Origin of the sequence: Fibrisoma montanum (assembly GCF_003583365.1) — a bacterium.
GTDB lineage: Bacteria > Bacteroidota > Bacteroidia > Cytophagales > Spirosomataceae > Fibrisoma > Fibrisoma montanum.
The window spans coordinates 291,862-315,523 of sequence record NZ_QXED01000008.1; the positions used below are offsets into that span (position 1 = coordinate 291,862).

Genomic DNA, 23,662 nt, shown 5'->3' on the forward strand with positions numbered 1-23,662 from the left:
GATAACCGGCACTGGTTATCATCCCGGGTTGTATCAGCGTTATTTTACCTGAAGGCGCTTGATGCTGACGGTCATTGTTTTCGCCGTGTTGTTCACGTTGTTGACAAAAACATACGCGACGTACGAACCGTCGCCCGACCGGACAAAGGCCCCCTGATCTGCCGCCAGGTTATAGGCAAAATCAGCCGAGTTTGTGAATGTAGTCCGTTCGAGATCCGTGTCATCGATGTACACGTCAAACCCTCCTCCGCGCAATTGAGCGTCTTTTACGTCTACCCGCTTATCCAGAAGCGTTGGCGTCCTGGTCCACGAAGCCGGAAGATTCAGATCACTCAGGTACGTGCCGTTGGCGAGCGAAACCAGGGCGTGCCCAAAAGCATACCTGTTGGTCCCGAGCGTAGCGCGGTACACATACACGAAGTCGATCTTACCCGACAGGCCTTTCTGTTCAACTTCTTCTTTTGTGTACGCCGTCATATCCGACAGGGACACGTAGCATTTCTCCGCATCTTTTAGCGTGATCTGCCGCTTCATATCCATTCGGCTCACCCTGTAGGCGGGGGAATTAACAGTTACCTCCTGCCCCGTTGAGGAGGTACCGCTAAACCGGAACGTTACGGTTTTTCCCCGGGCTTCTTCCGGAACGGCGTAGTAGTAGCGCAGCGACAGCGCTTTGTTGTTGTCGCCATCAAGAATCGACGCCGTCGAAACGGCTCCGTTGGTGATCGTATCGCCGGCGGTCAGCACGGGTACGTCCTGCCCGGTACTCCGATTCGTGAACCAGGAATACCGGCTGAACCCTGTACCGACCGCGCCCGGAATGGAGGCTTCGGCGCGGGCGGCCTTCAACGTACCTTCCAGCGTTCCAAGGGCATAGACAAATTCAATCCGGTCGCCGATAACGGCCGGACTGGTTGTTTTCTTAAGCAGGTCGTTGCGCAGCGGGCCTTCATTTTCAACCTCATTTGGCTCGCAGGACGCTAAGCCAACCGCAATGATCGCCAGCAACAACAGGTAACTTCTATTCGCTTTCATGGTCATGGCTTGATAAAGGGTTACTGCTGAAGCGTGAGCGTAATCGTATACGTTTTCCGTACTTTCCGGTTTCCCGACACCACTGTGTATTGCTGGGGGGTTGAAAAATCGGTCCAGACGCCCATGTTAGGCTCGACGATGGCATCGGTTACGACACTGGAATACGGCTTGATCCGTTTGATGTTCGTACCAAACCGGGCCACGGCCTTAACGGTCAGGGCGGTAGTATCGATCTGCGTAGAACCGGCCACGAGCACCGTGCGATGATCCGATCCCAGCGCATCGAAGAAGGTCATGTAGCACTGCGACCGCTGCGTAATAAGCAACCCATCGGCATCGACCGGCGTCTTTTCGCACGATCCGAAAAGAAATACGCTCGACACCGCTATCAATAAGGTAGATATGACTTGTTTTTTCATGTCAGTACGCGAATTAGTGCTTACAGCCAGGGTTCGTTCTGAGTAATTTTTGGATTGGCTTCGATCTCGTTGGTCGGAATCTGGAAGATGTAGTAACGCTGGTAGTTCCGTTCGGGCGCGTTCACAAATTCGTCCCGGATTCGTGTACCCTGCGAATCGGTCAGCACCTGTCCGTTCGGCGCGGGCCAGATCTCTTCCAGCTTTTTCCAGCGCCGGATGTCGAAGAAGCGATGCCCCTCGCCTACCAGCTCGATGATGCGTTCCTGCTCAATGGCTTTAAAGAACTCGGCTTTGCTCGCGAACTTACCCCGGCTCAAAGGAGGCAGATTTCCCCGGCGCCGAATCCGGTCCAGCAACGTAAACAGCTCATCGTTAGGGCCGTTCAGTTCATTAACGGCTTCGGCATACATCAGCCACACGTCCGGCAGACGCATCAGGTAGATGTCCTGCGGCCCGTCACTACGGCCAATCCCTCCCGTCTGGCGCACCCATTTCCGAAAAATGTAGCCCGAGGGAGCGCCATCATAGTTGATGTACGTTACGCCGTCGCGGCTACCGAAGCGGAACGGGATGCTGTCCTGGACGTTCAGACCATCGGTTGAAAGCCGGAGCATTTTCTGCTCGTCCCAAAGCATGGTAGCCCGCATCCGGTAGTCGCGCCCTACGTACGATTTGGGGTTCGTTGCGCTGTTGACCTGGGTCGTGTTCCGCGAGGCAATCAGGGCCGGGGCAAAATCGCCGGTTGAAGTAAGCTGGTACCGGTTGGCCAGCCGGATCGTGGGCGCCACCCAGCACTGCGCGTTGCCCGTGTTTCGGGTTCCGAAGTCGCGCATCAGCTCTTCACCCTGAGCGAGCAGCGGCCCGCCAAACTGCACGGAAAAGATGATTTCGGGATCGTACTCGTTGAAATACTGGAACAGGTGCCAGTAGTTCGGATTGTCAGCCGGTCCCGGCTCCCCACCCCGGAACAACGGAATGTTCTTATCGATGATTTTCTTGAAGTCGGCTGCTGCGGCTGTGTAATGCGTCTGGGCTTCGGCCGTTTTGCCTTCATTTTTCATCCAGCAGGCCCAGTACAGATTCACTTTTCCGCGGAAGCCCAGCGCAGCCAGTTGTGTGACGCGCCCCAGATTGTCGCCCGAATAACGTTCCGGCAAAACGGTAGCCGCATAAGCCAGATCGGCCAGGATTGAATCCTTCACTGCCGCACGGGGAGTTCGGGTGAGCGAATAAGCCTCTGCATTTCCGTCAAGCTTTTTGGTGAAGTAGGGAACATCACCCCACAGATCAATAAGCCGGAAATAGTTGATTGCCCGCATGAACCGGGTTTCGGCAACCAGCCGCGTCAGCTGTGCCTGATCGGTCGGGTTACTGATAGAAGCCTGGAGTGCTGTAATATTCTCCAGTACGTAGTTGGCGCGATTGATCGTTCGGTAGCAGTCGCCCCAGAGAAACCCGAAGTTGCCACTCGATCCGATGCCACTCGGGTTATAGGTCCCCTGGTTGTTGCTCGTGCCGCGGGTATTAACAAACTCGCCGGCTCCGTCGAAATAATAATCCCGGTCAAACGTGGTCCGGTTGGCCTGATACACACCATTGACGGCATATACGGCATCATCGGTCGTTTTCCAGAACAGTTCAGACGACAAATCGGATGCCGGAATCTGATCGAGCAAATCTTCGGTACAACAGGTAACCAGCAGCGACAGGCTCAGCAACAGGCCGCCACGAAGAAAGAATGAGTTACGAATCATGACTATTACAAGCTGAGGTTAAGGCCAAACGAATAGGATTTCAGCAGCGGGAAAGGGTCGTCGTTGTTCTCGGCCCCGGATACACTGGTGCTTTTTTCAGGATCGACACCCCGGTAGCGGGTAACGGTCAGCAGGTTCTCCGAAGTAAAATAGAGCCGTACCCGACTGACGCCGAAGCGGCTGGTGTACTTATCCGGGATATTATATCCAAACTGTACGTTCTTGAGCCGGAGGTAGCTGAAGCTGTCGAGCCAGAAGGTCGATTCGTTCTGGTTGGCTCCGCCCGAGCCGGTAGTCAACCGCGGCAACGACGCCCCCCGGTTGTCGAGGGTCCAGGTATCGTACCAGTGAAAATCCTGGAATGCGTTGCGGGCTCCCGGTACGTTCACGTTGTTGAACGGTTCCAGCCAGAAATCCTTACGACCGGTTGCACCCTGGAACAGGATGCTGACGTCGAAGCCCCGCCAGTTGCCGAACAGGTTCAGGCCGTAGGTCCCGACCGGCTGATCCCGGTTGAACTGCGGCATCGCCTTCCGGTCTTCATCGTTGATCTGGCCGTCGCCGTTCAGGTCTTCGTACAGGATATCGCCGGGCGAGAAGTACTGACCGTGGTAGGGTGCATTGGCAATATCCTCCCACGACTGCGCGATCCCGTTGGAGATGCGGGTGTACACGAAATGGTAGGGCATGTTCAGATAGGTGAACCCTTTGCCCAGAAACTCATTCCATTCGAGCAGGCGGTTCTGGTTGAAGGCCATGTTCAGATTAGCCCCAATGTTGGCATCCCGGATCTTGGTCCGGTAGGTCAGGTTCATTTCCAGCCCCCGGTTTCGCAGCCGGCCGATGTTGACCCGGGGGGCGTTGTAGCCGGTCAGGAACGAAGACAGCGACGACGGGCGGATCATCCCGTTGGTCATTTTCTGGTACATATCGATCTCCGCGTTCAACCGCCCGCCGAAGAAAGCCAGGTCCAGTCCTACGTTCGTTACGTTGGTTTCCTCCCAGGAGAAGTCTTCGTTGATAATCTTGTTGCTGCTGAATCCCTTGACGATTTTCCCGTTGAGAATGTAGTTCGTCAGAGCCAGGATATCGCGCTGTTCGTAGCGCCCAACGCCGGAGTTGTTGCCCAACTGACCGATGGAAGCGCGCAGCTTCCCCGAGGTCAGCCAGGAACGCAGCCCGGCCAGAAACGGCTCCTCGGAAAAGCGCCAGCCCGCCGATGCCGACGGAAAGAAGCCGTACTGAAACCCGGGCAGGAACTTACTCGACCCATCGTAGCGGGCGTTGGCTTCAAACAGATACTTATCGTTGATGACGTAGTTGATTCGTCCGATCACAGACCGCAAGCCTTCAGCTTCCGAATCGCCACCGGCGCTCTGGGTAGTGGTTAGTGCCGCGTCGATCTCGCTCAGGTTCGGATGAATCCGGTCCTGCCGGCTGGCCGACAGGTTGCGGGCGAACCAGTATTCCTCCGTATAGGCGCCCAGTACGCTCAGCTGGTGATTGCCAAAAAGCGTCTTGTTGTAGTTGATTCGCCCCTGCAACAAGGTTTTATAACCCTGCGCCGTAGCGTTGGCAATCCCGGCACTGGGGGCGACAATATTTCTGGCTATCTGATTGGTCTGGAAGTTCCACTCATCCGTCGGGTCCGAATAGCTTTTGGTGAACTGGTTGTAGTACCGCAGCCCATAATCGCCCCGTACCTTCAACCCGGTAACCGGTTCCCACTCGGCGTAGAAGTTACCGTTCAGTTCCTGGCGGTCGCGCAGGTTATGGTTAACTTCCATGATGGTCAGCATGTTCCGGGCAAAAGCATCTTCACCGTAAGCCATGATGCCCCCGTAACGACCGGTTTCGGGCTCCTTGGGCAAAATGCCCGCCACGGCGTACCGAATGTCGTAGCCGGCCGTACCGCTATAGGTGATCAGACCTTCCTGGTTAGCGTACTGCTGCTTCGACCACTGACCGTCCATCCGAACACCTACCTTCAAAGCATCCCGAATTTTGTAATCCATGTTGAAGCGCATGTTGTAGCGCTTGTAATCATGATTGACCAGCACCCCCAGTTCGTTCAGCATACCGGCCGATATGTAAAAATTAGCTTTATCGGTGCTGCCGGAAGCGGATAGGTTATGCGTCTGGATGCGTCCGTTATCGCGCAGGATCACATCCCACCAGTTCGTGCTTGGGTATTTGATGGGGTCAACCAAACTCCTGGACAGCCATTCTTCCACGGTCCCGTAGCGGTACGTTGTCGACGAAGCACCAGCGCCCGACGCCCGCAGGTGCATGGTTATGGCGCGAGCGTAGTCATCGAAATAATTGTAGAAATTCGTTGGCTGCGACATCGCATACGTACCCGTGTAATTGATCTGCGCTTTCTTTGATTTCGATCCGTTCTTGGTCGTAATCAGCACTACGCCGTTGGCCGCCCGCGATCCGTAAACGGAAGCCGAAGCCGCATCTTTCAGGACCGAAATGCTTTCGACGTCGTTCATATCGATACGGTTGATGTCCACATCGGGCATACCGTCGACCACAATCAGCGGCCCGGCATTATTGACCGTACCCAGGCCCCGAATAACCAGCGAGGCCCCGCTACGACCCGCCATCCCGGTTGACTGCTGCACAGCCAATCCCGGTACCAGACCCGACAGAGCCGACGAGACGTTGGTTAATGATCGGGACGAAATTTTTTCATCGATGGTAACGGCCGCAACGGCCCCGGTCAGGTTTTCTTTCTTTTGGGTACCGTAACCGACCACAACCACTTCGTTCAGGGCTTTGGTATCCGTTCGCAGGGTTACGTCCACTGCCTTACGGCTGCCCACCGGCACTTCCTGCGCCAGATACCCTACGAACGAAAAGACCAATGTGGTTTCTTCGGAAGGTACTGAAATGGAATAGCGCCCATCGGCGTCGGTGTTTGTGCCCCGGGTAGACCCTTTCACGACAACACTGACCCCGGGCAACGCCTGTTTTGAATCAGCGTCGGTTACTCGTCCGGAAATCGTGATGTCGGTCGGCGCTACTTTATCGGCAAGTAAACTACTGTACGGACGGGCGCTGGCGGTAGGTAATACGGGCCGATTGGCCTGCGATAGCCGCCACTCGGGGCGAATGGCCCCGGACACAGGCGGGTTCGTCGGCTCCGTCCTGGTGGTGGCGAGGCTGGCGGGCACGGATAGCGGGTAGGCTACCGATGGCCGCGTCTGTCCCAGGGTTTCCGGGATTCCGGCCGCTAGCAGCAGCAGGAGCCCCAGGCCGGCTTGGGGAGTTTGTAATCGTCGCATCATTCGGTGAGGGTTTAAGATTACATTGGAAGCAATGGAGCGACCAGCAGCATAGGGAGCACCCGGGCTTACTCTTCTGGTCATGAATCCGGGGTAAAATCGTTGACTGCGCGTTGGCTCATTTTAAGGTACACGCGTAGTCGTTCCAACAGACAATGGCTGGTCGTATTACAACCCAACCCTGTCCGGCGATGCAGTCAGTGTGTATCATCGAAGAACGGTTCAGGAGACAACGGTTGAGCTGTCTCCTGAACCCGTAGAGCTACCAGCCTGTGTTTTGCTTCAGCGACTGGTTCAGGGCAATTTCGTTGATCGGTAATGGCCAGAGGTAATCCTTATTCGGATCGAATTTGCGGAAGCTGGCTGCCTGTACCAGAATGTAATTGTCTGGTGTCAGGTTTACCGTAGCGCCGGTGAACTCGTTCCTAAAATAGAAATTCCCCAGCACCGGCTTCGGCAGTTCGATTTCGGCCGTTTTCCAGCGGATCAGGTCCCAGTACCGGAAACCCTCCTGCGCCAGTTCGACGCGACGCTCGCGACGCAGCTCGTCGCGCATGTTCAGACCGTTGGCCGTAGCAAACGCATTGGTCAGTTTGGCAACTCCACCGCGCTGCCGCAGCCGGTTGACGGTCAGGTCCAGGTCGGCATCGCTGATGGAGCCGTTCAGTTCATACGTAGCTTCCGCGAAAATGAGCAGCACCTCCGCGTAACGCAGCACAGGCCGGTCGATGGTCGATGCCTGGGTGTTCCAGTCGTCGATATTGGCCGTCTTACGGAACATAAAGCCGGTTTTGTTGAACACCAGGTTCGCGATGTCGAAAATAGGCTTGGTCGTCATCATCGGGTCACCACGCTTCATGAACGTATCACCCATGCGCGTATCCCGGTCTTTAAATACGTCAATCGACTGCACCGGCGCTTTGTACAAGGGTGACTTCGTGATGGGCAGACCATCTTTCATCAGGTACGAATCGGCCAGGCTCTTGGTTGGATTCATGTTGCCATTCTCCAGCGTACCCCGGTAGTACCCATGCGTCGAAACGCGGTCTGTCTGCGAAACCCCGTACTGCCGAACGATGATATTCTCGCGGTTTTGCCGCCCTTCGCCTGCCATCTGGAACAGATCGAAGTAAGCGCCCGTAAACAGGTCATGCTGCTTGCCGTCGATCACGGCTTTAGCGGCATCGGCGGCAATTTTCAGGTGCTTGTTCGGCTCGCCGTAGTTGTGAAACTTTGCGCGCGTTCCTTCAAACAGGGCTACCCGCGCCTTAAATGCCAGCGCGGCCGTGTTGGAAATACGTCCGTAATCAGCGTTTCCGAGAGCGGTTGGTGTCGGCAGTTTGGACGCGGCAAAATCGAGGTCCTGATAAATCTGATCGACCACCTGCGCCCGCGGACTGGCCGGGGCCTGCAACTCCGGTGAGTTGTCATCGAGTGTTTTTAAAATCAGCGGTACATCACCATACCGCTGCACTAAGTTAAAATACCCCCACGCCCGAAAAAACCGGGCCTCGGCCGAATAGCGATCAACAATGGCTTGTGACGTAGCCACCAGAGCACGTGGAGACTTCTCAAGAATGTTGTTGGCAGCCCGGATGATTGCGTAATTGTTATTGTAGTTCCCGTCAGTTGCTGGTGCCAGCCGAGACCCATCGCTGATGCCATTCGAAGCCAGGCCGAACGCATCATCGGACCACACATCTTCTCCGGCCCAGCCGGGCAAAAATGTGTACAGATAATTAGCCGCCGACTTTAGGTCATTTTCTGATTGCCAGAAGGTTTGGTCGCTGATTGCCGTTTCGGGCAGGCGGTCTACCTCGCAGGAAGGCAGCGCGGCCAGCAATGCCAAAGCGAGCGTTGTATATTTCACGAATGGTTTCATAAGTTCGTTCAAGTTTGGCCAACCGGTTTAGAAAGAGATGTTCAGACCCAGTGACGCCGTTGCGAAGAACGGGTAATCGTTTTCTACATTATCACGCATTTCGGGGTCGTAGTAACCCTGGAATGGGCCGAGGCCGGAAATCGTGAATAAATCCTGACCCGAGAAGAAGAAACGAGCCTGCTGCACCTTAATCTTCTGCGTGAGCGTAGTGGGCAGCGTGTAGCCAAACTGCAGGTTTTTCAGGCGCATGTAGCTGGCGTTGAGTACCCACTTGTCCGACGATACGTAGTTGTGCGTAGCACCCACATACGGCCGGGGATAGAGCGCGTCGGGATTCTCAGGCGTCCAATAATCGGCGTGGATGGCCAGCGCCTGTTTCCACGTAACCAGCAGCGGGGCAATCGACTCTGTGTTCGGCCGGTAATTCCGCTTGCCTACTCCCTGCAGGAATACAGTCAGGTCGAAGCCTTTCCACTGGGCTCCCAACGTAACGCCGAACTGGTAGCGGGGCTGGGTTGTACCGAGCAGAACCAGATCACCATGATCAGCTACGGTTCCTTTGCCCACCGAGAGCCGTCCGTCGCCGTTCTGGTCGACGTACTTCACGTCGCCCGCGCCGGCGCGGTTATCCTGGAACGCCCAGGTCTTTACTTCGTCGTCGGTCCGGAAGTAGCCGGCGGTCTGATAACCCCAGATGGTATTGAGCGGGTAGCCCTCAATGATGCCGTTCGTACCGGCCCCGATCACATTCCGGTTCGAGTAATTCAGCAGCCGGTTCTGGTTATCCGACAGGTTCACCGCAAACGAGTAGTTGAAATCCTTGCCGATACGGTCGCGGAACCGTACTTCTGCTTCCCACCCCCACGATTTCAGTTCACCGTTGTTCTTCAGGGGGGTTGCAATACCGATTGTTGCCGGCAACTGCTGCGGGGTAAGCATGTTCCGGTTGAACTTCACGTAGTAGTCGCCGGTAAACTGCAGCCGGTTCTGGAAGAAGCCCAAATCCACCCCTCCGTTGGTTGTTTCGATGGTTTCCCACGACAGATTGGCCGAGGGGATGTAGCCCTGAAAGATGTACGACGTACGCGAATCGCCCAACACCAGGTTAGCACTACGGCTCAGCTGGCTCAGGTAATCGTAGTTACCAATGTTATCGCCGAGGGCGCCACCAAGCCGGCCCCATGAACCACGTAGCTTAAACTCAGTGATGAAGGGTAAGGCGCGGCCAAACCATTCTTCGCGCTGCATATTCCAGCCGACAGAGGCCGAAGGAAAGAGTTTAATTCGGCCTTCGCGGGCCAGCTTCGAGCTTTCGTCCTGGCGAAGGGTGGCCTCAAACAGGTACTTATCGGCATAGTTGTAGTTAAACCGGCCAAAAACGGACTGGAAGGCCCGTGTGCCAACGCCTTCGCTGCTGCTCTTGGTGCGGTCGTCGCCCAGGTTTAGTGTCGGCAGGTCATTGCTGACCAGGTTATTTGCCCCACTCTGCACAAATTCGTCGCGGTAATCTTCCCACTGATAGCCGGCAAACAGACCAAAGTTATGTTTGTCGCCTAGGGTGAAATCGTAATTGGCCAGGAACTGGAGGTTTGTATTACGAACCAGTTCATTGCGGACCGTAAATGAATTCGGGTTATTGGCGTAACTCAGGATTCGGGATCTGCCCCAGAGCGGCACCGTCCGGTTAAATACTTCGCGGTAGGCGGGGCGGTGCTGCATCCCGGCCACGGCACGTAAGGTCAGTCCTTTCACGAAGTTGGCCGCCTGCAACGTAAACACACCGTCGAACTGATTTCGGTCGTAGTTGTTGTACCCACCCGATTCCAGCAGGCCATAGGCTGTTGCGGCTGACCCCGCCCCGTTGTAGCGGCCCTCGGGCGTGAAGAACGGGGTTCGGGTTCGCAGGCGATATACCTGATACATTAATCCACTTCCGTTTGCATCAATTGACGACCGCCGTGTTTGTTCCAGCATGTACGACAGCCGCGTATCGAGCGACAGGTGCTTGGTCAATTGCGACCCCACGTTCAGTCGCAGGTTATAGCGCTTGAGGTTATCGGGTCCTACTTTAAACAGACCCTGCTTTTCGTAATAACCGCCGGAAAACAGAAAGTTCAGTTTGTCCGTACCACCCCGCACAGTCAGGTTATGCGTTTTCATAACCGTGTATTTCTTAAGCAGTTGGTCGGTCAGCGGCTGCTGGTTGTAATACAGATACGTACCCGTGTCGGCCGGGTTTACAACGTACGGAATTCCGTCGCGAATGCGCTGCAAATCTTCATCGGTGTACTCGGGACCACTACCTGAGTTTTTACGGGCCAGGTTAGAGAACAGGGCTTCGTCAAGCAGGCTCATCCGGCCGGGTACGTTGATGGCCCAGTCAGTACCGTACTGCGCGAGGTAGTCGAATGTTACCTTACCTGATTTACCTTTTTTGGTCGTAATCAGCACAACCCCGCCGGCGGCCTGCGCTCCGTAGATAGCTGCGGCTGCGGCATCCTTCAGCACACTGATGCTTTCGATGTCGTTCGGGTTCAGCGTCGTCATGGTCGAGATTGGTACGTTCACCCCGTCGAGCACTACGAGCGGATCGACGTTACCGTTCGCCGACGTAACGCCCCGAATCTGCAGCCGGATGCTTTCATTGCCCGGCTGACCACTCTGACGGGTAATGGTCAGACCCGGCGTCACACCCTGCAGGGCATTCGCCAGGTTGGTTGACGGGCGATATTGCAGCGCCTTCGAATCGACCGTTGATACGGCCCCGGTCAGGTTCACCTTCTTCTGGGTACCGTAGCCGACAACAACCACTTCTTCCAGCGATTTGTCGTCGGTCTGCATCTGGATGTCAATGACTGAGCGGTTATTGACGTCGACCTCCTGCTTGAGGTACCCTACGAAGCTAATGATCAGCACCGTTTTTCCGGTGGGTACGTTCAGTCTGTACTGCCCGTTACCGTCGGTCGTGGCTCCGCGCGTGGTTCCTTTAACCACCACGCTCACCCCTGGCAGTGGGTCTCCTTTTTCGTCGGTAATCTTACCCGACACAGGTACATCGACCATCCGGCCGAAGGCAGTCATGCTCACCAGAAGCGGTAGCAACAGCAGCCAGCTGATGCCACTTCGTAATGCCTGATACACGTTTCGCATTTGTAGAGAGGGTTTGGATGTTTTCATAGGTTCAGTCATAGGGCACTTCAGGACCGAAAGCCTGGCTTCTGGCGCAGGGCTTCGTAACGTAGCAACGCTTCGAGGAAATAATAATCAGCATACACCAGGGGCACATCAACTTCGCTTTTGCCCGGTTTATGCCCTACGCTATGCTTGAGAATGAAATTGTTGTTTTCGCCCAGATTCGCTTTGTAAGCCGGACTGGCCAGGCTTTGCAGCATCTGAACAGCGGCCTGGTAATAGGGCTTACCGGCGGCTCCGGTATACGTACTCAATTCGAGCAGGGCCGATGCAGCAATGGCACCTGCCGATGCATCCCGCTCTTCATTCGGGATATTCGGTGCGTTAAAATCCCAGTACGGAATCTTGTCGGCGGGCAGGTTCGGATGGTTCAGGTAAAAATCGGCTATTTTCTGGGCCTGTTGCAGGTACTTTTTGTCTTTGGTTTCGCGGTACATGACCGTGTAGCCATACAACCCCCAGGCCTGTCCACGCGCCCAGGCCGACTCGTTGGCCGCTCCCTGGTGCGTTATTTTGGCCGCTACAGTACCGTCCGGATTGTAGCAAATAACGTGGTAGCTGCTGCCGTCGGGCCGGAAATGATACTTCATGGTGTTGTCGGCGTGGGTAATGCAGATATCCCGGAACCGCTTATCGCCGGACGTCTTCGACGCCCAGAACAGAAACTCCAGGTTCATCATGTTGTCAATGATGACCGGGTAGTTGTATTCCTTCAGCTTATTCCACGATTTAATCAGGCCAACTTTCGGATCAAACCGGGTCGATAAGGATTTCGCTCCCGTCAGCATGATCGGCGGGTAAGCCTCATTCTTCGTCAGTCGATAACCATTGCCAAACGGACAATACAGCATGAACCCGAGGTCGTGCGTACCGGTATTATACTGCTCTTTGGCTACCGCCATCGACCATTTATGGGCCGCGTCCTTCCATTTTGGCTCTTTTGTCTGTTCGTAGAGGTACCAGAGCGAACCACCGAAGAAGCCGCTGCACCACCACGACGATTTCATGTCGCGGGGGCTGCCGTCGGGATTAGTCGACTGGGGGAACTTAGTCGTGTCGGGGTGCGAAGCCAGCATCCGTTCGTACTGCTGGGCCGCAAAAGCAAACTCTTTCTTAACGTCGATCGGGCTTTGTGCCAGCGTGCGGCTGCCCAGCAGCAAAAGCGCGAAAACAACTGAATATTTCATGGGATCCGGTTAGTAGTAAAAGTCGGTTAGAGAAGATCAGCAATCGGCGAATGGTCCATGTCGGCAAAATCCATGTTTTCGCCGGCCATCCCCCAGATAAACGAATAGTTGGTTGTACCGCAGCCCGAGTGAATCGACCACGGGGGCGACACAACGGCCTGTTCGTTTGCCACTACGATATGGCGGGTTTCCTGAGGCTGGCCCATCAGATGAAATACCCGGTGATCAGTCGGCAGGTCGAAATAGCAATACGCTTCCATACGCCGGTCGTGTACGTGCGCCGGCATGGTGTTCCAGACACTGCCCGGCTCCAGCACCGTCAGCCCCATCACCAGCTGACAGCTTTGCAGGCCGTCGCGGTGAATGTATTTGTAAATGGTTCGCTCATTTGCCGTTGTTGACGAGCCCAGACGGGTCGGGTTGGCATCTTCCTTAGCCAGTTTCGTGGTGGGATAAGCCGCGTGAGCAGGCGCCGACAACAGGAAAAACCGCGCCGGCGTATCGGACGAAAGGCTGTCGAACTGTACGTCCCGACTACCCTGCCCTACGTACAGACAATCCAGCTTCGTCAGGTCAAACCGTTCGCCGTCGACCGTAACTGACCCCGGCCCGCCTACGTTGATAACGCCCAGTTCGCGCCGGTCCAGAAAGTGCGGAGTTTTCAGGTTGTCGTAGGCTGGCAACGGAAGGGTTTCGTATACCGGCAACGCCCCGCCTACTATCACCCGATCGTAATGCGTGTAGACAACCTGAACGGTGTCCGGCTCAAATACGGTGTCGATCAGGAAATTATCCCGGAGTTCACGGGTCGTAAACCGCTGAATCTCGTTCTGGCCCACCGTATGGCGAACCGGCATGATGGTTTGTTGGAGGATCATGAATTGAGTAGTGTTCTAGCAGACCACAAGGGCATTGATACAGAAAAAGTACAACTATTACTTAAAAAGCAAGTAGACGGCGTATTCGCTGGTTAAGGAACTTAAGACGTACTGAAACTTAACTTTTAGAGGAAATTATACGAGAAACCCAAGCGTGTCAAGAGCTTTACCGGATCAAAAAATAGATTTCTTCCTGCAAACGTTACCGCAAGCGTTTGCAAAAAGAATTTAACTCTGAAAACATTACATTATTTTTGCAAGAAGACTGGTAACGTGAGGGGATAAAGCCAGTATTCATTTATCTATTTTTGATGGTTTCAACTCAAAATTTTCATATTCATTATCTCCTATGAAGAGCGCACCCGTTACGATAAAAGACATTGCCAAGGCACTGAACATATCCATATCGACGGTATCGCGGGCGCTGCGGGGCATGCCCGAAATCCACCCCGATACCCGCAGCGCGGTGATGCGGCTGGCCGAGGAGTGGGATTATCAGCCAAACCAGTTGGCGAAGAACCTGGCCAAGAGCCGCACCCGAACCATCGGCGTCATCGTACCAAATCTGAGCTATTACTTTTTCTCGGCCATGCTCAACAGCATCGAAGAGGCCGCCATTCAGGCCGGCTACAGCGTCCTGGTCTGCCAGTCGAACGAGTCATATCTGCGGGAAACCATGCAAATTCAGAACCTGCTGCGCAGTCAGGTGGAGGGGTTTATTCTGTCTTTGTCGCGGGATACGAGCAACTGCGCCCACGTCGAACGCCTGATTCAGAAGAACGTACCGCTGGTGCTCTTCGACCGGTATGCCGACAACATGGCGACGTCGAAAGTGATGGTCGATAACCACGAAGCAGCTTTCAAAGCCACTGAGCATCTGATCGAAAACGGCTGCCGGCGCATTGCCTTTCTGGCGGGGCCACCTCAGCTGCTGCTCAGTAACCAGCGGCTGGCGGGTTACCGTGAGGCCCTGACGAAACACGGCCTGTATACGGGCGATCAGTACGTGTTTCACTGCGACTACACGCAGGAAAATACGCTCATGCAGACGCTGGCGCTTATGAGCCTGCCTCAGCCGCCGGATGGTTTGCTGACGGTCAGCGACCGGATTGCGTACCCGGCCATGTATGCAATGAAACAAAAAGGTGTGCGAATTCCCGACGATGTGGCCGTAGTCAGTTTCAACAACGAGCCGTTATCCTCGCTGTTTTCGCCCTCGCTGACGAGCATCAGCCAGCCCATTCAGGAGATGGGTATGGAAACGGTACGGCTGCTGCTCCGGCAGCTCGAAGCCACCGACAGCCCGATTGCACCCGAAACAACGGTCATGCCGACTCAACTTGTCGTGCGCGAATCGTCACTTCGGATGATGACCGACGAAGTTTTGACGGGTGCATTGTCGTCCTGAGCCGGTTAAAGGATTACGTTTTTGCACCGGCTCAGGACGACAGGCTGATTTACTTTGCTTTGTTGGTAAAATCAACCACCGTTACGTCGGCAAGCCAGGGGCCAACGATCTTACCAAACTCTTTGTGAGCCGGGTGAGGCAAGTACGCATCCCGATCCTTTTCGTTGTCAAAAGTCAGGATAAAAGCGTGGGTCAGGCCCTTGTTGAGGTTTTCGGGGCTGTTGTTCGTTCCCCACTGAAAGCTCTTGATCTCCTTGATTTTCGACGGCAGGGCTTCAAAAGCCGCGACAATCTCGTTTACTTTCTCGGGAGTAGCTTCCGGCTTGAATTTGAACAGAACAACGTGTTGGAGGGTAGTGGCAGCAGTCACAGATTTTTTCAGGGGTTTTCGGGGTGGTTCAGCGAAGGAGCTAACCGTCAGCATCAGGGAAACGGTCAGTAGGACAAGGGTCTGTTTCATGAGTCTGTTTTTTTAGCAAAGAAATAAAAAAGACCCGTAAGGTTCGAAAAGACCTTACGGGTCCAGCTTATAAAGACATCAGGCCGTTAGGCCGACAACTTCGCTTTCAGGTTGGCATCCAGCGCTTCGAGGAAGTCCTCGGTGTAGAGGTAGTGCTCACCCGGAACGAGGTTTTTCACATCCGGATACACCGAAATAGACAGATCCTTGGTCATTTTACCGCTCTCGACGGTTTCGACGCAAACCTGCTCCAGCGCGTGGCAGAAATCGATCAGCGGCTGGTTGCCGTCCAGTTGCCCCCGGAAAGCCAGCCCACGCGTCCAGGCGTAGATCGATGCAATCGGGTTGGTCGAGGTTTTATTGCCTTTCTGGTGCTCGCGGTAGTGGCGCGTTACGGTACCGTGGGCGGCTTCGGCCTCCATCGTTTTGCCGTCCGGCGTCAGCAGTACCGACGTCATCAGACCCAGTGAACCAAAGCCCTGCGCTACGGTATCCGACTGTACGTCGCCATCGTAGTTCTTACACGCCCACACGAAGTTCCCTTCCCATTTCAGGGCGGAGGCCACCATGTCGTCGATCAGGCGGTGCTCGTAGTGAACGCCTTTATCCTTGAACTCGGTCTCGTAAATCTCCTGGAAGATGTCCTTGAAACGACCGTCGTATTTTTTCAGGATGGTATTTTTGGTCGAGAGGTACAGCGGCCAGTTTTTTTGCATCGCTACGTTGAAGCACGACCGCGCAAAACCACGAATCGACTCATCGACGTTGTACATACCCATTGCAACGCCGGCCCCCTTGAACTGGTACACTTCGAACTCCTGCACCGAGCCGTCTTCGCCTTCGAATTTCATCGTCAGTTTGCCCTTGCCCGGCACCACGAAATCCGTTGCGCGGTACTGGTCGCCAAAAGCGTGACGACCCACAATGATCGGTGCTGACCAGTTCGTAACCAGGCGCGGTACGTTCTGCATCACGATCGGCTCGCGGAACACCGTACCGTCCAGAATGTTCCGGATGGTGCCGTTCGGCGATTTCCACATTTGCTTCAGATTGAATTCTTTGACGCGGGCTTCGTCGGGCGTGATGGTGGCGCATTTAATACCGACACCGTATTGTCTGATCGCGTTGGCAGCATCAATCGTTACCTGGTCGTTGGTTTCATCGCGGTATTCGATGCCCAGATCGTAGTATTTGATGTCAACGTCGATGTAAGGGAGGATGAGTTTGTCTTTAATGAACTTCCAGATGATACGGGTCATCTCGTCGCCATCCAGCTCGACGACGGGATTCGCCACTTTAATTTTCTCCATGCGATTGGTTTTATAAGCGGAAAAACAGACACAGAATCAGGACGCAAAAGTAGTAATAAAGGCATTACAGGGTACTGATTTTTACTGTCGGCTCCTGATCGGGCAGTGCCCGGACCAATTATGGCCCCGGATAACGTAGCTGTCGTATACCCACCTTCGTTATCCGGAGTACCCATTCTCCTAATCATACCGGATACTGAGTTCGGCTTTCGGGCAGGGGCCTCAGCTGCGGAGCAGCCGCCTGTACGAGGCCGGAACAAACCCAACACACTTACGGCAGCACCTTACAACCCCCTAAATAATTTGATTATAAACTAGTTGTACCTTCGCCAGCATAACCACCCGGCCGCGTATCTACTGGAATTGTAAAACATTTAGGGCGATTATGAATTTGTATGGTACATGTTTCCCAGTTTCTCCTATTGGGCAAATATGTTATTATGGTAAACACCTTTGGTAAAGCAATCATCCCGGAAAATGAAGCGGGGCGGCTGCGGGCATTGCATCATTACGACCTGATTGACAGTCCACCTGAGGAAGCCTTCAACAACATAGCGCGGATCATGGCTCAGGTATTCGGGGTACCGATTGCCCTGATTTCGCTCGTTGACGAACAGCAGGTGGTTTTTAAAGCGAATGTCGGCATGCCGGGCGTCGAACGTACCGACCGGGGCGTCAGTCTCTGTTCGCTGGCAGTGCTGGAGCCCGAACCGACCGTGTTCGAGGATGCGCTGCGCGAGCCCTGCCTGCTGGCCAATCCGTTGGTTACCGGCGATTTTGGGTTGCAGTTCTACGCGGGTGCGCCCCTGATCACGCACGACGGCTACGCGATTGGTACGGCCTGCGTCATTGACAAACAGCCACGCCCGTTCACCGAGGCCGACCGGCAGTTGCTGGTTCGCTTTGCCACGCTGATCATGGACGAAATCGAACGGCGGCTGGCGTTTCAGCGGCAGCGCGAGCAGGAAGAGCAGTACAAGCGCATTTTTCTGGCCACCAGCGATGCCATCCTGATCGTTGATGATGAAGGCCGGATTACCGAAGCCAACCCGGTTGCGTGCCGGCTCTACGGCTATGCGTACGACGAATTCCGGCAGCTCAACCATACTGACCTGATCCACCCGGACGATCAGGCGTCGGGCCCCGCTCCATCAGAGGGCGCCCCCTTCGAAATTGACCGTACGCACCGACACAAAACGGGTAAGCCTATTCAGGTGACGGTGAAAGGGCAGACGTTCACCTACAAAGGCAGGCCGCATCGCATGCTGGCCATTACGGACATAACCCTGCGTAAGGAAACGGAAGCCGTTCTGCAACGTACGCAGATTCTTCTGCAAACCGCGCTCTCGGCCGGACGCGTGGCTACGTGGTTGTGGGAACTGCCCACCAACCGGATTTATGCCGACGAAAACCTGGCCCGTCTGGTCAGCATTACTAACCAACGGGCAGCGGCCGGTCTGTCGCTCGATGAGTTTATAAACGCTATTCATCCCAACGACCGCAAACGGGTACAGGCGCAGTTTCAGACCGCCGTTGACGCCCGACAGGGCTTCGACACTGAATACCGGATCGTTCTGGCCGACGGCGACATTCGCTGGGTGATCGTACGGGCGCAGTTTGCCGACCACAGCGCCCAGTTGCCCGATCTGCTGCTGGGCGTTCTGGTCGATATTACCGATCGTAAACTGGCCGAACTCCGGTACCTGGAAAGCGAAGAACAACTGAAACTGGCCATCGATGCGGCCTCGCTCGGCACCTGGGATTTTAACCTGATTACGGGCCGGGTGCAGTGGTCCGACACCTGTAAAGAGTTATTTGGTTTATCTCCCGGGGCGCCCGTTACTGCAGACGTACTGCTGGACCGGGTGCATCCCGACGATCGAGAGCGAGTCAGGGAGGCAAACGCCCAGGCGCTGAATCCGGACGGTGACGGCCAGCACAATCTTATTTTCAGAACGGTTGATCTGGAGGGACACCAGCGCTGGGTGCACGCCAAAGGGAAGACGATTCGCAACGAACAGGGTCAGCTTGTCCGGTTCACCGGGATCGTTTTCGACGTTTCGGAAGTAAAGCAAAGCCAGGAAGCCCTCCGCCGGAGCGCCGAAGAACTGGAGCAGCGGGTGGCGGAACGTACCAGGGCCCTCAACGAAGCCAACCAGCAACTTCAGAAGTCGAACGAAAGCCTGAGCGAATTTGCGTACGTAGCCTCGCATGACTTACAAGAGCCCCTGCGCAAGATTCAGGCGTTTGGCGACATCCTGCTGAACGGTCACAGCCAAAACCTGGACAAAGAAGGGCTTGATATTCTTCAGCGTATGCAGGCATCAGCCTACCGGATGTCGAATCTGGTTCGGGATCTGCTGACGTATTCCCGCCTGTCGACCCAAACAGTTCGGCATGAGCCGGTTTCGCTGACCGAGGTTATGGCCGGCGTTGTCGAGGATCTGGAACTGGTCATTCAGGATACCGACGCTATCCTCGACGTTGGCGAGTTACCGATCTTGGAGGGCGACCCAATGCAGTTAAGGCAGTTAGTTCAGAACCTGCTCAGCAATGCTCTGAAGTTTCGGCGGCCAGCCGTTACGCCCTGTATACAGGTGCAGGCAACCCGGGTCGATGCCGCCGACTTACCCGATTCCACAACACCTGTCCGGCGCGCGCCTGCGTACCACCGGATTCGGGTCACCGACAACGGCATTGGTTTCGATAACCGGTATGCAGAGCGCATCTTTCAGGTCTTTCAGCGGCTACACGGTCGTAGTCAGTACGCCGGTACCGGCATTGGCCTGGCGGTTTGTCAGAAAGTTGTCGCTAATCACGGTGGTATTATCAAAGCAACAGGCCAGCCTGGCCAGGGCGCTACCTTCGATATTTACTTACCTGTTAATGATCCCCTGCGGCCCTCGATCTAAGGCCTGAAGATCAACGAACCCATTGACTAACTCCCAAGAGTATTGACAAACCAACGTAATCGGCTGGTGTTTAACAGGTCAATATTAGTCTACTAGTTCTATTTACATAAATATCAAACGTAAACAGCATAACTATGGGCGTCTCATTGATCATAATCTTTTTGGTTCTTGCCTTCATTGCGGCCGGTGTGATGCTATACCGGACGCTGGGCAAAGGGAAGCGCAACGAAACCAGTCCGGGAGCAGGCAGCCGCCCCGATTCTGGCCCGCACGGTTCAACCGGACGGAATAATGGCTAAGCCCCTCCAGGGATTTAGGGTATATACCGTACTACGCTTGTTGCATTTCAGAAAGCCGCTTTGGGAAGACATCCAGTTTCCAAAGCGGCTTCATCATTGATTGTCAGACTACCAGCCAACAAATTTTGATTGCCGCTTCGTACATGTAGGCTGGAATTGATTAGTTTAGTCGGCAATTTTCCAGCCAACCACACCAAATTAGACATGGGTAAAATTATTACCGGGCGCGATGTTTTGCGTCAGTTAAAAGCCGATCTCATCGGCAAGGATTCACACCGCGGAGTTACGTTTACGTATTCCTGGCTCGCCAACCAATTAGGGCATTATACACTAGGCTTCATCCCTACCCTCTTTCTTTACGCCATTCTGAGAAGCTGCACTGACCTGGAAAAGCCGGCAACCTGGGCCGCTCTGGGTATCGCTGGTCTCTGGTTTGGCTTTGAAATCTATAATTTTCTCGGCCCCTTACTGTCCAAGCGAGTGTCGCGGGCGAAACGCCTGTTCGTGCCCGGCCGGAGCAAATACGTTTTTCAGCCTGACTGGCTCAACATTGCTTATGATACGGCCACGGATGTCGGTTTTTTCTGGCTGGGGGCCTATTCGGCCTACTTATACGTAACGCCCTCTGCCTGCGCTGTTTATCTGTGGCTGTTTCTGCTCTTACTGGTTCCATGCCGCCACTGGTACATCACCAAAATGTATTTACAGGCGGCTCAGTACCCGTTTCAGTGCCGACTAAGCCAATGGGCCTTTCCCATCAGCGAAGCAGACCGGCAAACCGTGCTGTCTTTCCTGAATGCCAAACGAAGTCATAAACACCTGCTGATTTTTGGGGGGCGGGGCAACGGTAAAACCAGCCTTGGCATAGGTATTGCCACCGAGCGATCTATCAGGCATGACACCTGCTTTTACACAACCGGCATGAAACTGTACAGCATGTTTCCGGAGCGAAACTCCAAGTCATTGCACCACAATAAACCCCTGTGGACCTGGCGGCAGGCTTCGCTACTGGTTATCGACGACATTAACCCCGGCGGTCTGATTGAGGATCTGATCACGCCCGTCCAGTTTTTGCAACTGCTAAGGGCTAATCCCAATAACCTGAAAACGTTAGCCGATAAGGACGTGATCTGGATTCTGGGGCAGGACGATCAGCATACCGTTGTAAATCAGAAATGGGCCGACATGCTGCATGAGATCGGCGTTGATAAAAAAGACATCCATTCGGTACGTCTCCCGCTCAAGGCGTAACTGGCCAACGCTCAGGGCAAAATGTGATTTTCGTAAGCAAACGTGACCAGATGGGTCAGGCTTTTTACCTCGAACCGCCGGTACAGGGGCAGAATACGCTTCTCAATGGCCGACTGCGATACGTTGAAGTGATGCGCAATTTCCTTGAACGAGTAGCCACTGGCCACCAGCGCCAGCGCTTCTTTTTCTTTCTGTGAAATGGCAAAGTGATGAAACAACTCTTTATTGAGTTCTTCCTCGAATTGTGACTTCTCCGGACCGTAGGCCGCGTAGCGCATCACACTGCCCAGGTTGATGCTGTAATTGACTTCATTGCGCCCGATGATCTCGGTTACCCGGCCATTTTCGGAACGAAACACTCCTACCTTGACGATAATGGGCACCGGGGTACCGTTTTTATGCATTTTTTGCAGTTCGATGGTGAAGCTATACTTCTCCAGGTCCTGCGTTTTATCCAGAATAAACCGAAGCGCCTTGTCGTTCAGTTCATTCGAGAAACGTGCGTACTTCGGCGAGGTAATGCTGACGATCGTCAGCATGTTGATTTCATCGTCCTGATAACCCAGAATCTCCTCCCACCCATCAGCGTATAGCATCCGATTCTGCCGGAAGGAATAAATGTAAATGGCCTCGTTGGGAAATCGCTGCAACGTTTGCCTGAAATACCTGGCTTCTTCGCTATTCAGGTCGGCCGGAATGGCCGTAATCATTGATTTCGAGTATTCTCCGGGTGTAGACATGCTCGTAACTTTCTGTACGCACAAGGTACAAAAAGATTGCCAACCTGCGACTTTTCGCAGTTGACAGGCCCGAACAAGCGCCTTACTTTTGTTGTCGTCAGAACGGCCTGCCGAGTGTATCGGACCGATCCGTTTCCAGGACCAACAACAAGGCAGGCCGATCAGGCAGGCCACCCCACCGACACCAACGTTTGGGGCCAGGAACAAAGCAAATTCACAATACGCATTATCCAATACTACGTAACGGCCGTCGGTAGCAGCGGCATCCTGCTGCAGCAAAGCCGGCGTCCGAACGATTTTTATTCTATCCAAACCATCCACAACCCCTCCTGAACGGGGGCCGTTTAGTCAGCGACAAGCTACGGTACACATCTTACCGTTGCCGGAGTTTGTCGCTGACCGGTTCCCCACCCCGCCCCGTGTGCTGTTAGAAAGGAGAACCGGTCCGTTGGAAACATCGCACACGACACATCCGTAAATTCTTTACCTTAGCTCCCAAACCTTTTTTAACTGATTTGTGAGCAGATTTACTTACACTGAGCAGGATAGCCGGGTCCGCCTGATTGTACTGCCCGTGTTTCTGTTGCTACTGAACACCATTACGCTGGGCGAGCGGTTCTGGAGCGACTGGCGGGTTTTTCTGCTTACCAACAGCCTTGGTTTCATCCTGTATTTCGGCCACTGGTTCGTCAACAACGCCATTGCCCTGCATTCTCACCGGCGTTTTCCTTCCTACCGTCAGGCCATTCGGCGCATTCTCATTACCACATCATTAGCCGCCATCAATTCACTGTCGGTAACTCTCCTGATCATGTGGATCTACAGCCGGCTTGGCTACCCGGTCGCGGTGTCGCAGCAAGTGTGGGCGGTGCTGTTTGTTTTTATAATGGTTGTGGCCGTTACCGCCGTCTACGAAGGCATTCACGCTTTTGAGCAGTGGCGGCATTACTTTATGGAGTCTGAACAGCTCAAAAAAGCGCAGTTGCAAAGCCAGCTCGAAGCCCTCAAACAGCAGGTAAATCCCCACTTTCTGTTCAACAGCCTCAACATCCTCGATGCGCTGATTGAAGAAGATCCGACCCAGGCCCGGGAGTTTCTGAATGAAATGAGTTCGGTATATCGCTACCTGCTGCGCTCAAACGAGCAGAACCTCACTCCGCTATCGTCCGAACTGGAGTTTATCAACTCATATTTTCACCTGCTCCGTACCCGCCACGGCCAGGCGCTGAATCTCGTTACGCACATCAGTCCGCAGTACGTTGACCACCAGTTGCCGCCCCTGACCCTACAACTCCTGATCGAAAACGCGGTCAAACATAATGTCATCCTACCCGACCGGCCGCTCACCATCGAGATCGCGACCGACGATCGCGCTCAGCTTACTGTTCGCAACAACCTCCAGCGTAAGCACATTCGGGTAGCCTCCAACGGCGTCGGTATCAGCAACATCCTGACCAAGTACCGCGTGCTGGGCCAGGGCACTCCAACCTTCACTGAAGATGAGCAGCAGTTTGTCGTAACGCTCCCGCTGGTAGCCGCCTGAGTGTTTTACTACGTTGCCGAAACGTGTAGGTCTATTTTCACGAACCTCCGTTAAAACCGGTTTTTTTGTATCTTAAGCAGTCCATCTTACCTAACTGAT

17 protein-coding genes are annotated in these 23,662 nt (G+C 54.5%); 6 read left to right on the forward strand and 11 right to left on the reverse strand.

All coding sequences use genetic code 11. The annotated features are described in order from the left end of the window. Nucleotides 1–39: 39 nt before the first annotated feature. From DYU11_RS25545 to kduI, 8 genes are all read right to left on the reverse strand, one after another. Nucleotides 40–1,035, reverse strand: coding sequence for a DUF4466 family protein (locus DYU11_RS25545; protein WP_229366031.1), 996 nt, complete (start codon nt 1,033–1,035; stop codon nt 40–42). Between the two features lie 20 nt (nt 1,036–1,055). Further along, the gene (locus tag DYU11_RS25550) at nt 1,056–1,454 is read right to left on the reverse strand and encodes an SGBP N-terminal domain-containing protein (protein WP_119670564.1); all 399 of its coding nucleotides are present in this window, start codon (nt 1,452–1,454) and stop codon (nt 1,056–1,058) included. 20 nt (nt 1,455–1,474) lie between these two features. Continuing rightward, complete coding sequence (locus DYU11_RS25555; RefSeq protein WP_119670565.1) at nt 1,475–3,208, reverse strand: RagB/SusD family nutrient uptake outer membrane protein; 1,734 nt, start codon at nt 3,206–3,208, stop codon at nt 1,475–1,477. A gap of 5 nt (nt 3,209–3,213) precedes the next feature. Then, the gene (locus tag DYU11_RS25560; RefSeq protein WP_229366033.1) at nt 3,214–6,504 is read right to left on the reverse strand and encodes a SusC/RagA family TonB-linked outer membrane protein; all 3,291 of its coding nucleotides are present in this window, start codon (nt 6,502–6,504) and stop codon (nt 3,214–3,216) included. 259 nt (nt 6,505–6,763) lie between these two features. Continuing rightward, entirely contained in the window at nt 6,764–8,383 is a 1,620-nt protein-coding gene (locus DYU11_RS25565; RefSeq protein ID WP_119670567.1) for a RagB/SusD family nutrient uptake outer membrane protein, read from the reverse strand. A gap of 27 nt (nt 8,384–8,410) precedes the next feature. Beyond that, entirely contained in the window at nt 8,411–11,560 is a 3,150-nt protein-coding gene (locus DYU11_RS25570) for a SusC/RagA family TonB-linked outer membrane protein (RefSeq protein ID WP_374756001.1), read from the reverse strand. Between the two features lie 20 nt (nt 11,561–11,580). Further along, a complete protein-coding gene (locus tag DYU11_RS25575; protein ID WP_119670569.1) occupies nt 11,581–12,762 on the reverse strand; it encodes a glycoside hydrolase family 88 protein in 1,182 nt (393 codons plus the stop codon). A 26-nt stretch (nt 12,763–12,788) separates the two neighbouring features. Beyond that, nucleotides 12,789–13,640: a 5-dehydro-4-deoxy-D-glucuronate isomerase gene (gene kduI, locus DYU11_RS25580; protein ID WP_119670570.1), complete on the reverse strand. Its 852-nt coding sequence runs from the start codon at nt 13,638–13,640 to the stop codon at nt 12,789–12,791. Between the two features lie 349 nt (nt 13,641–13,989). Here kduI and DYU11_RS25585 point away from each other — a divergent pair, with 349 nt between their 5' ends. After that, nucleotides 13,990–15,048, forward strand: a complete 1,059-nt coding sequence (locus tag DYU11_RS25585; protein WP_119670571.1) for a LacI family DNA-binding transcriptional regulator — start codon at nt 13,990–13,992, stop codon at nt 15,046–15,048. A gap of 49 nt (nt 15,049–15,097) precedes the next feature. Here the strand turns inward: DYU11_RS25585 and DYU11_RS25590 are convergent, their stop codons facing one another. Together DYU11_RS25590 and DYU11_RS25595 are read right to left on the reverse strand one after the other, a co-directional pair. Next, nucleotides 15,098–15,508 carry a Dabb family protein gene (locus DYU11_RS25590; RefSeq protein ID WP_119670572.1) on the reverse strand — a complete coding sequence of 137 codons (411 nt, stop codon included), beginning with the start codon at nt 15,506–15,508 and terminating at the stop codon, nt 15,098–15,100. Between the two features lie 86 nt (nt 15,509–15,594). Then, complete coding sequence (locus tag DYU11_RS25595) at nt 15,595–16,818, reverse strand: NADP-dependent isocitrate dehydrogenase (RefSeq protein ID WP_119670573.1); 1,224 nt, start codon at nt 16,816–16,818, stop codon at nt 15,595–15,597. Between the two features lie 440 nt (nt 16,819–17,258). On the opposite strand from DYU11_RS25595, the gene DYU11_RS25600 reads away from it, so the two are divergent. The 3 genes from DYU11_RS25600 to DYU11_RS25605 all read left to right on the forward strand — a co-directional run bounded on the left by DYU11_RS25600 (nt 17,259) and on the right by DYU11_RS25605 (nt 21,280). Beyond that, nucleotides 17,259–19,730 carry a PAS domain-containing protein gene (locus DYU11_RS25600; protein ID WP_158600359.1) on the forward strand — a complete coding sequence of 824 codons (2,472 nt, stop codon included), beginning with the start codon at nt 17,259–17,261 and terminating at the stop codon, nt 19,728–19,730. Nucleotides 19,731–19,864: 134 nt separating this feature from the next. Further along, nucleotides 19,865–20,029, forward strand: coding sequence for a hypothetical protein (locus tag DYU11_RS33370; protein WP_158600360.1), 165 nt, complete (start codon nt 19,865–19,867; stop codon nt 20,027–20,029). Between the two features lie 204 nt (nt 20,030–20,233). Next, nucleotides 20,234–21,280: a P-loop NTPase family protein gene (locus tag DYU11_RS25605; RefSeq protein ID WP_119670575.1), complete on the forward strand. Its 1,047-nt coding sequence runs from the start codon at nt 20,234–20,236 to the stop codon at nt 21,278–21,280. 11 nt (nt 21,281–21,291) lie between these two features. Here the strand turns inward: DYU11_RS25605 and DYU11_RS25610 are convergent, their stop codons facing one another. Next, complete coding sequence (locus tag DYU11_RS25610; RefSeq protein WP_119670576.1) at nt 21,292–22,020, reverse strand: LuxR C-terminal-related transcriptional regulator; 729 nt, start codon at nt 22,018–22,020, stop codon at nt 21,292–21,294. A gap of 114 nt (nt 22,021–22,134) precedes the next feature. On the opposite strand from DYU11_RS25610, the gene DYU11_RS25615 reads away from it, so the two are divergent. Further along, nucleotides 22,135–22,353, forward strand: coding sequence for a hypothetical protein (locus tag DYU11_RS25615; protein ID WP_147368034.1), 219 nt, complete (start codon nt 22,135–22,137; stop codon nt 22,351–22,353). A gap of 184 nt (nt 22,354–22,537) precedes the next feature. Next, nucleotides 22,538–23,563: a sensor histidine kinase gene (locus DYU11_RS25620; RefSeq protein WP_199736793.1), complete on the forward strand. Its 1,026-nt coding sequence runs from the start codon at nt 22,538–22,540 to the stop codon at nt 23,561–23,563. The last annotated feature ends 99 nt before the right edge of the window (nt 23,564–23,662 follow it).

Excerpts from the sequence above, each read along its gene's own strand:
- DYU11_RS25545 (WP_229366031.1), bottom strand. The coding sequence starts at position 1,035 with ATGAAAGCGAATAGAAGTTACCTGTTGTTGCTGGCGATCATTGCGGTT.
- DYU11_RS25550 (WP_119670564.1), bottom strand. The coding sequence starts at position 1,454 with ATGAAAAAACAAGTCATATCTACCTTATTGATAGCGGTGTCGAGCGTA.
- DYU11_RS25555 (WP_119670565.1), bottom strand. The coding sequence starts at position 3,208 with ATGATTCGTAACTCATTCTTTCTTCGTGGCGGCCTGTTGCTGAGCCTG.
- DYU11_RS25560 (WP_229366033.1), bottom strand. The coding sequence starts at position 6,504 with ATGATGCGACGATTACAAACTCCCCAAGCCGGCCTGGGGCTCCTGCTG.
- DYU11_RS25565 (WP_119670567.1), bottom strand. The coding sequence starts at position 8,383 with ATGAAACCATTCGTGAAATATACAACGCTCGCTTTGGCATTGCTGGCC.
- DYU11_RS25570 (WP_374756001.1), bottom strand. The coding sequence starts at position 11,560 with ATGAAAACATCCAAACCCTCTCTACAAATGCGAAACGTGTATCAGGCA.
- DYU11_RS25575 (WP_119670569.1), bottom strand. The coding sequence starts at position 12,762 with ATGAAATATTCAGTTGTTTTCGCGCTTTTGCTGCTGGGCAGCCGCACG.
- kduI (WP_119670570.1), bottom strand. The coding sequence starts at position 13,640 with ATGATCCTCCAACAAACCATCATGCCGGTTCGCCATACGGTGGGCCAG.
- DYU11_RS25585 (WP_119670571.1), top strand. The coding sequence starts at position 13,990 with ATGAAGAGCGCACCCGTTACGATAAAAGACATTGCCAAGGCACTGAAC.
- DYU11_RS25590 (WP_119670572.1), bottom strand. The coding sequence starts at position 15,508 with ATGAAACAGACCCTTGTCCTACTGACCGTTTCCCTGATGCTGACGGTT.
- DYU11_RS25595 (WP_119670573.1), bottom strand. The coding sequence starts at position 16,818 with ATGGAGAAAATTAAAGTGGCGAATCCCGTCGTCGAGCTGGATGGCGAC.
- DYU11_RS25600 (WP_158600359.1), top strand. The coding sequence starts at position 17,259 with ATGGTAAACACCTTTGGTAAAGCAATCATCCCGGAAAATGAAGCGGGG.
- DYU11_RS33370 (WP_158600360.1), top strand. The coding sequence starts at position 19,865 with ATGGGCGTCTCATTGATCATAATCTTTTTGGTTCTTGCCTTCATTGCG.
- DYU11_RS25605 (WP_119670575.1), top strand. The coding sequence starts at position 20,234 with ATGGGTAAAATTATTACCGGGCGCGATGTTTTGCGTCAGTTAAAAGCC.
- DYU11_RS25610 (WP_119670576.1), bottom strand. The coding sequence starts at position 22,020 with ATGTCTACACCCGGAGAATACTCGAAATCAATGATTACGGCCATTCCG.